General features: G+C 69.7%; 9 protein-coding genes. 1 reads left to right on the top strand and 8 read right to left on the bottom strand.

Translation table 11 applies throughout. The features are described from left to right. Positions 1-24: 24 nt before the first annotated feature. From lepB to SK571_RS45830, 8 genes are all read right to left on the bottom strand, one after another. On the bottom strand, positions 25-885 hold the full coding sequence (gene lepB, locus SK571_RS45865; protein WP_319990382.1) for a signal peptidase I: 861 nt from the start codon (positions 883-885) through the stop codon (positions 25-27). 10 nt (positions 886-895) lie between these two features. Further along, positions 896-2281: a sensor histidine kinase gene (locus SK571_RS45860; protein WP_406602118.1), complete on the bottom strand. Its 1386-nt coding sequence runs from the start codon at positions 2279-2281 to the stop codon at positions 896-898. After that, a complete protein-coding gene (locus tag SK571_RS45855; protein ID WP_090065467.1) occupies positions 2278-2973 on the bottom strand; it encodes a response regulator transcription factor in 696 nt (231 codons plus the stop codon). Before SK571_RS45855 ends, SK571_RS45860 begins: the two co-directional genes overlap by 4 nt. Positions 2974-3052: 79 nt before the next feature. Beyond that, entirely contained in the window at positions 3053-3664 is a 612-nt protein-coding gene (locus tag SK571_RS45850) for a trimeric intracellular cation channel family protein (RefSeq protein WP_319990381.1), read from the bottom strand. Between the two features lie 21 nt (positions 3665-3685). Then, positions 3686-4669, bottom strand: coding sequence for a nucleotidyltransferase domain-containing protein (locus tag SK571_RS45845; protein WP_319990380.1), 984 nt, complete (start codon positions 4667-4669; stop codon positions 3686-3688). Between the two features lie 53 nt (positions 4670-4722). Continuing rightward, positions 4723-5880: a GNAT family N-acetyltransferase gene (locus tag SK571_RS45840; RefSeq protein ID WP_319990379.1), complete on the bottom strand. Its 1158-nt coding sequence runs from the start codon at positions 5878-5880 to the stop codon at positions 4723-4725. A gap of 10 nt (positions 5881-5890) precedes the next feature. Further along, positions 5891-6706 (bottom strand): 3-hydroxyacyl-CoA dehydrogenase family protein, encoded by an 816-nt coding sequence (locus tag SK571_RS45835; protein WP_319990378.1) that lies wholly within the window; start codon positions 6704-6706, stop codon positions 5891-5893. Next, complete coding sequence (locus SK571_RS45830) at positions 6703-7020, bottom strand: EthD family reductase (protein WP_319990377.1); 318 nt, start codon at positions 7018-7020, stop codon at positions 6703-6705. The genes SK571_RS45835 and SK571_RS45830 overlap by 4 nt, the downstream gene beginning before the upstream one ends. Before the next feature lie 74 nt (positions 7021-7094). Between SK571_RS45830 and SK571_RS45825 the strand changes: the two genes are divergently transcribed. Further along, on the top strand, positions 7095-7740 hold a 646-nt coding region (locus SK571_RS45825), incomplete at its 3' end, for a histidine phosphatase family protein (protein ID WP_319990376.1).

Below are 7740 nucleotides of genomic sequence, written 5' to 3'. Positions count from 1 at the left end.
CCGGCACCTCGCCCCTTTCGCGTGCTAGTTCCCGCCGGTCTGCGGGTTGTAGTCGGAGATCGAACCCCAGCGCCCGACGGGAATCACGATCACGCGGGCCTTGCCCACCACGTTGTCGATCGGGATCGCGCCGTCGGCCGGCGTCGGGTCGCCGTGCTTGCGCGAGTCCGACGAGTTGTTGCGGTTGTCGCCCATCACCCACAGCTTGCCCGCGGGGACGGTGACCTTCTCGAACGAGTCCTGCTGGCGGGGACCGCCACCGAAGTTCAGGTACGGCTCGTCCAGCGGCTTGCCGTCGACCATGACGCGGCCCTCTTCGTCGCAGCACTCGACGGTCTGGCCGCCGACGGCGATGACGCGCTTGATGAAGTCCGTGCCGCTGGGCTCGGAGAGGTTCACCATCGAGCCGAGGTCCTGCAGGGTGCCGACCACGAAGTTGGGGGGCTGCTTGCCACCGGTCCAGTTCGGCGGGCCGCGGAAGACGATGACGTCACCGGGGCGCGGGTCGTTGAACAGGTACGTGATCTTCTCGACCAGCACCTTGTCGTTCACGCAGCCCGTGCAGCCGTGCAGCGTCGTCTCCATCGAGGCCGACGGGATGACGAACACGCGCGCGACGAACGTCTGGATGACGACGGTCAGCAGCAGCGCGACGCTGAAGATGACCAGCAGCTCTTTCCAGAACGGCTGCTTCTTCTTCGGCTTCTTCTTGTGAAACCTGGGCGCCGGGTCGTCCTCGTAGGCGGAGGAACGCGACGAGCGGTCCTCGTACGACGAAGCGGACGAACCGGACGTCGAGAAACGCGACGTGGGTTCGGGGCCGTCTCCGGAGGGAGGGGTCGTCTCCCAGGTCGACGAAGAATCGTCGTTCACGCGATGACTCACACGCCCCACCTTACGGACGTCCGGGTAGGCGCAACGTGAACAGGGCTCCACCCTCGGGGGCTCTGCCCGCCATGGCCGTGCCGCCGTGCCGTTGCGCCACCTGTTTGACGATGGCGAGTCCGAGACCGGAACCCGGCAGGGTCCGCGCCTCGGTCGAACGGTAGAACCGCTCGAAAACGTGAGGTAGATCGGCGTCCGCGATGCCGGGGCCCGCGTCGGCCACCTCCACCACGGCGCTGCCGTCGCCCACCTGACGGAGGTTCAGCCGCACCGCCGAGCCCGCGGGACTGAACTTCACCGCGTTGTCGAGGAGGTTCAGCACCGCCCTCTCCAGAGCGCTGGAATCACCCAGAAGTGTCCACGGTTGCAGCTGCACGTCGAACGTGACGTTCGAGGCGCGGCGGCGCGCGCGGTCCAGCGACCGTTCCACCACCTCGTGCAGGTCGACCGGTTCGTGGATGACCTGCGGCGCGTCCTCGCGGGCCAGTTCGACCAGGTCGCCGATGAGCGTGGTCAGCTCGTCGATCTGGGCGCGCACGTCCGCCTGGATCTCCGTCTTGTCCTCCTGCGACAACGTCGGGGCGTCCGGGCGTTCCGAGGCGAGCAGCAGCTCCAGGTTCGTGCGCATGGACGTCAGCGGCGTGCGCAGCTCGTGGCCCGCGTCGGCGACCAGGCGGCGTTGCCGTTCCTGCGACTCGGCAACGGCGCCGAGCATGGCGTTGAAGCTGTGCGTCAACCGCGCCAGCTCGTCGTCACCCGCGACCGGGATCGGGGTCAGGTCACCCGTGTTCGTGACGCGTTCGGTGGCTTCGGTGAGCCGCTGCACGGGCCGCAGACTCGTGCGTGCGACGGCCGTGCCCGCGATGGCCGCGAGCAGCACGCCGGCGCCGCCGATGAGCAGCAGGACCACGCTGAGCTTCGCGAGCGTCGTCCGCTGCGGCACCATCGACTGGGCGATGATGATCGCCTGGCCGGGCTGGTACGCGACGGCGATGACCCGCGTCTCGGTCTTGTGGTCGGTCCAGATGACCTCGGGCCGGTCGCCGTCCGCGACGTCCCAGGCCTCCTGGACGCTGGGCGGCGGGGTGGAGTCCTTCGGGTAGATGATCTTCCCGGGGTCCGCCAGCAGCACGCCCATCTTCACGTCGCCCGCCGCGAGGAACGCCGCCGGGTAGTTCGCGACCTCGTCCGGCGTGGTGACCTTCGTGCCGTTCGCCACCGTGGCGGCCCGCTGGCGCAGACCGTCGTCGAGGGCGTCGTACGTGCTCTTGCGGACGACCATGTACGCACCGAGAGACACCAACGCGACGGCTCCGGCCACGCAGAACGCCGCGAGCCAGGTGACCCGTGCCCGCAACGACGCCCGTTGCAGGCGTCCCTGTGGTTCAACGATCACGGAGGGGTCTCCCGCAGGACGTAGCCCACCCCGCGCACCGTGTGGATCAGTCTCGGCTCGCCCTCCAGCTCCGTCTTGCGGCGCAGGTACCCCACGTAGACCTCGAGAGCGTTGCCCGATGTCGGGAAGTCGTATCCCCACACGTCCTCCAGGATGCGGCTGCGGGTGAGCACCTGGCGCGGGTGCGCCAGCAGGAGCTCGAGCAGCGCGAACTCGGTGCGGGTGAGGCTGATCGGACGCTCGCCGCGACGGACGTCCCTGGTGGACGGGTCCAGCTCCAGGTCGGCGAACTTCAACACGGCGGCGGACTGCTTGGCCGCGTCGTCGTCGTGGGCGGCCCTGCGCAGCAGCGCGCGCAACCGGGCCAGCAACTCCTCCAGCGCGAACGGCTTGGGCAGGTAGTCGTCGGCGCCGGCGTCCAGACCGGACACCCGGTCGCTCACGGCGTCCCGTGCGGTCAGCACGAGGATCGGCAGGTCGTCGCCGGTGCTGCGCAGCCTGCGGCACACCTCGAGGCCGTCGAGGCGGGGCATCATCACGTCGAGCACCATCGCGTCCGGCCTGGCGGCGGTCACCGACTCCAGGGCCTGCATGCCGTCTCCGGCAGTCTCGACCTGGTAGCCGTTGAACTGGAGCGAGCGGCGGAGTGACTCCCGGACCGCCCGATCGTCATCGACAACGAGGATGCGCATGGGGGCAGTCTTGCCGAGGGATCTGAGAAGTGCCTGAGAAGGGCCCTAACTGCAGGTGTGAGTACTGCGTTAGTTCTTGCTAGCCCTCCAAGCCCCTCGCGACCGGTGCGTTCCACTTCCGCCAGAGCGCGATCAGCCTGATGGTGATGATCAGTGACGCACCGGTCAGCGAGACGAGGCCTTTCGGCAGCCCCGCCCATTCGCCCAGTGCCACGACGACCGCGCCGCACAGCGCTGCCACGGCGTAGATCTCTCTCTTGAGGACCAGAGGGATCTCACGCAGCAGCACGTCACGAACCGCGCCACCGCCGATGCCCGTCGTCATGCCGATGAGGCACGCCGCGTAGGGGGTCGCACCGAGAGCCAACGCCGTCGAGGTGCCGGACGTGACGAACAGGCCGAGGCCCACGGCGTCGAGCAGCAGCACGCTGCGGCGGAGCTTGGCGACGTGCGGGTGGAACCAGAAGACGATCAGGCCCGTACCGCCCGCGACCAGCAGGTACGACCAGTTCCGCAGGCTCGTCGGCGGGTGCACGCCGAGCAGGACGTCACGGATGATGCCGCCGCCCAGCGCCGTGGTGAGCGCCAGGATGATCACGCCGAACACGTCGAGGCGAGCGCGGACCGCGGCCACCGCTCCGGAGGCGGCGAACACCGCGAGACCGATCAGCTCCAGGACGATGAGCAGCACGAACGGAGAGGGTAGTGCCGGTCATCGGGGCGGCGCCGCGCGGCGGTAACCGGCGTCCAGCCGGCCGCCCGCGGACACCAGCACGGCCTCCACGACGGCGATGAACCGCTCGGCGCCCTCGCCCCGCACCAACGCCCGGTAGGCGTCCACGAGCTCGTCCTCCTTGGCGTCGCGCAGCCGGCGCAGCAGCCACTTGCCGTGCCCGAGCCACCGGTTCTGCATGACCAGCGCGAGCTCTCCCGCGCAGCTCAGCAGCCGGGCCGCGACGAACAGACGCTCGTCCTCGTCCCGTGCGCCGATCAGGTCTTCGAGCAGGTCCGTGGTGCCGTAGCGACGGTCTTCCAGTTCGGTGACCGTCGCGGGAGGAGGTCCCGCGTCGAGCAGGACGCGTGCCTCGGACCTCATGCGCTGACCAGTGCCGTCGGCGTCGAGCATGAGAAACCCCTCGGCGCACATGTTCAGCAACGGAGGCCGCCGGCCCTCGGTGTCCCGGGCCACGAAGTCCTGGAACGACTCGATCGTGTGACAGAACAGCTCGACCGGCCAGCCGCGGTACCGCAGCGTCTCGCGGAACGCGCCGGGCAGGTCGTCGACGATCACGACCATGTCCAGGTCGGAGTTCGCCGTGTAGGTGCCCGCCGCCACGCTGCCGCCGAGGAACGCCGCCCTCGCGAGCGGGTACTTGACGTCGAGCAGGTCCCGCGCGACCTGCACCGGGTCCTTGTCCCAGTCCAGCGGGTGGCCGGTGACGTAGTAGTCCTGGTCGGGGTCCAGCGGGCCGAGCACGTGCTCGATGCACGGGCGGATCGGGGGGAGCACCTCGTGGAGGTCCACCAGCCACGGGTTGTCCTCGGCGTCGAAGAACGGTCTGATCGCCAGGAACTGGGCTCGCGAGATCTCCCGCTCGCTGACCGGTGACCCGCTGCGGTGCTTCGCGTAGCCCTTCAGGCGCCAACCCATGTTGTCGCCGTAGGCATGCCTGACCTCGTCCTGGTCCCCCGCCACGCGTCCATTGTGACCGAAGGACAGGTGAGAATCCCGTTGCGAACGGCCGGTCGTCAGAAGAAGTCCGCGAGCCGGGGGATGCCGGACGCGCCGGTGAGCTGGTCGAGCACCACCGCGTCGGCCGGGTCGCCCTCCAGCAAACCCGCGCGCCGCAGGGCATGCGTGTTCTGCGCGCCGGAGAACCACGGTCCCAACGCCCGCGCGTGCAACCGCACCGCGCCGGTGCCGCCGGGTTCGACGCGCACCGAGCCGTCCTCGACGACGACGCGCTGGAGACCCGCGTGCCACGGCGCGTGGTCGTCGACGACCTCCAGGTCCACGGCGGCGTTCGCGAGGCGCGGCCAGCCTCTGGCGGCGACGGCGGCGGGCAGGTCGACGACGCGCTGCATCCAGGTCGAGGTCGACACCGAGTAGCGCAACGGCGTGCCGCCCAGGAAGTTGAGCGTCGCCGGGTCGGTGATCCGCAGGTCGACGGCCTCGAGCGTGCCCGCCCAGGACGCGAGGGAGGCCAGGAGGGTGAGCTGGGCGTCGACGTCGACGCCGATGAGGTCGTGGACCTTGAGCCGGCCCATGTCGCCGCCGGGCTCGCGAGTGGCCGTCAGGTAGCCGCGCAGGCCGTTCGGGCCGGGCAGCACCGTCACCAGGTCCATCTCCAGGACCTTGTCGACGTCCATGCGCGGTGGCCTGCGGTCGGCCATGCCGTCGATCGTCCGCGCCACCTCCAGGTAGCACTCGTGCAGGGCGGGCAGGTCGCTCTGCTCCGCCGGGCGCGACGGGATCGGCTCGGCGGGCTTCGCAACGGTGAGCAGCCTGTCCATCGGCAGCTCGACCCACTCGAGGACGCCGGTGCGTTCCCAGCCGCGGCGCCGGTACAGGGTCGGCACGGTCGCGTAGAGCACCGAGAGCGGCTGGCCGTGCTCCCGCATCGTGATCAGCGCGGCGTCGAGCAGCGCGTTCGCGATCCCGCGGCCGCGGTAGGCCCCGTCGACGGCGACGCCGCCGATCCCGCCCATGGGAACCGCGGCGCCGCCGTAGAACTGCGCGTAGGAGCCGATGCCGAGCACACCCGCGACTCGTCCGTCGATCTCGGCGAGCAGACCGTGCGAACCCGGCCTGAGCAGCGGCCCCGACGGCTTCGTCCCGTTGAACGCGACCCTGCGGAGCCGGAACACGGCGTCGCGGTCGTCCTCGGTGAACTCACGGATGTGCACGCACACCTATCTACCAGGAAAAGAAGCCCTGGCCCGTCTTCTTCCCCAGCTCGCCGCGGGCGACCTTGTCCCGCAACAGCCGCGGCGGGTCGAACCGCGGCCCGAGCTCGGCCGCGAGGTGCTCGGCGATCGCCAGCCGCACGTCGAGTCCGACCAGGTCGGTGAGCTCCAGCGGGCCCATCGGCCAGCGGTAGCCGAGCTTCATGCCGGTGTCGATGTCCGCGGCGGAGGCGACGCCCTCTTCCAGCATGCGAATTGCTTCCATGCCCACGGCGACGCCCAGTCGTGAGGTGGCGAACCCCGGTGAGTCGCGCACCTCGATGACGGTCTTGCCCATCTGTTCGGCCCAGGTCCGCGCCTTGGCCACGTTCGCGGGGTCGACGCCCTCGTGGTGGACGAGCTCGACGAGCTGCTGGACCGGGACGGGGTTGAAGAAGTGCATGCCCAGCACGCGTTCGCCGGGCAGACCGGCGGCGATGTCGGAGATCGACAGCGACGACGTGTTGGAGGCGAGAACCGCCTGCGGGCACTTCTCGGCCGCGAACCCCAGGACCTTCTGCTTCAGCGGCACGTTCTCCGGCACGGCCTCGACGACCAGTTCCGCGTCCGCGGGCAGCTCCCCCGTGCTCAGGTTCGCGAACACCGTCTCCGCGTCGGAGAGCATGCCCTTCTCCTGCGCCTTGCCGAGCGAGCGCCTGACCGCCTGCCTGCCCTGCTCGGCGCGTTCGGCGTCGGCCTCCGACAGCGTGACCTCGTGGCCGTTCGCGAGCAGGAGGTGCGCGATGCCCGCGCCCATCGTGCCGCCACCGATGACGACGGCCTTCACGAAACCACCTCGGCGCTGAACATGGCGACGAGCTCCATGCCGCCGATCTCGGCCAGGTTGGCGCCCGAGGTGGCCCACTCCGGCGACTGCAGGACGGCCTTGAACGACTCCTCGGACTCGAAGTACATCTCCGCGATCAGGTGCGGCTCGTTCTCACCGAGGAAGCCCGACAGGAACACCTGCTGCACCTTGGCGACCTCGGCGCGGACCAGGCCGGGAACCGAGTTCACGATCGGCAGGTGCGACTCGAAGTACTTCTGGTCGAAGCCCTCGGGGTCGGCGGGCTTCTTGTACAGCGCGATGTACTTGATCATGTGACACCATCCTCCTCGACTCGCCGAGCACTGTAACGCCCGGACCACCCGCGGAGCTGAGGCACGATGGTGGGGTGCGGATCATCCTGCTGCGCCACGGACAGAGCCTCGGCAACGTCGACGAGCTCGCCTACTGCCGCATCCCCGACCACGCCCTCCCGCTCACCGCGACCGGCGAGGACCAGGCGCGCGCGGCCGGTCCGACGATCAAGGCCCTGATCGGCGACAACCCGGTCGCGGCCTACGTCTCCCCGTACACGAGGACGAAGCGGACGTTCGACCTGCTCGGCATCGAGGCGGAGCGGATCGTCACCGAGCCGCGGGTGCGCGAGCAGGACTGGGGCAACCTCCAGGACCCGGTGCAGCAGGAGGTGCTCAAGCACCAGCGGCACGCGTTCGGCCACTTCTTCTTCCGGCTGCCCAACGGCGAGTCCGGCGCGGACGTGGACGACCGGGTGGCTGCGTTCCTCGACGGCCTGGAAGTCCGGATGCACAAGGACGAGGAGCATCCCAAGACGGTGCTGGTCGTGTCGCACGGCCTGACGATCAGGTTGCTGTGCCGCAGGCTCTTCGACTGGAGCATCGAGCTGTTCGAGTCACTGTCCAATCCGGACACGTGCGAGAACCGCGTGCTTGACCACGACGGCGCGGGGTGGAGGCTGGACCGCCCTTTCGACCAGTGGCGCGACTCACCGGACGGAACGGTCCAGCAACCCCTTT

It is taken from the genome of Lentzea kristufekii, assembly GCF_033949925.1.
Classification (GTDB): Bacteria; Actinomycetota; Actinomycetes; order Mycobacteriales; family Pseudonocardiaceae; genus Lentzea; species Lentzea kristufekii.
The sequence above is the reverse complement of the archived record's forward strand: the minus strand, read 5'-3'. Positions and strand labels throughout refer to the sequence as shown.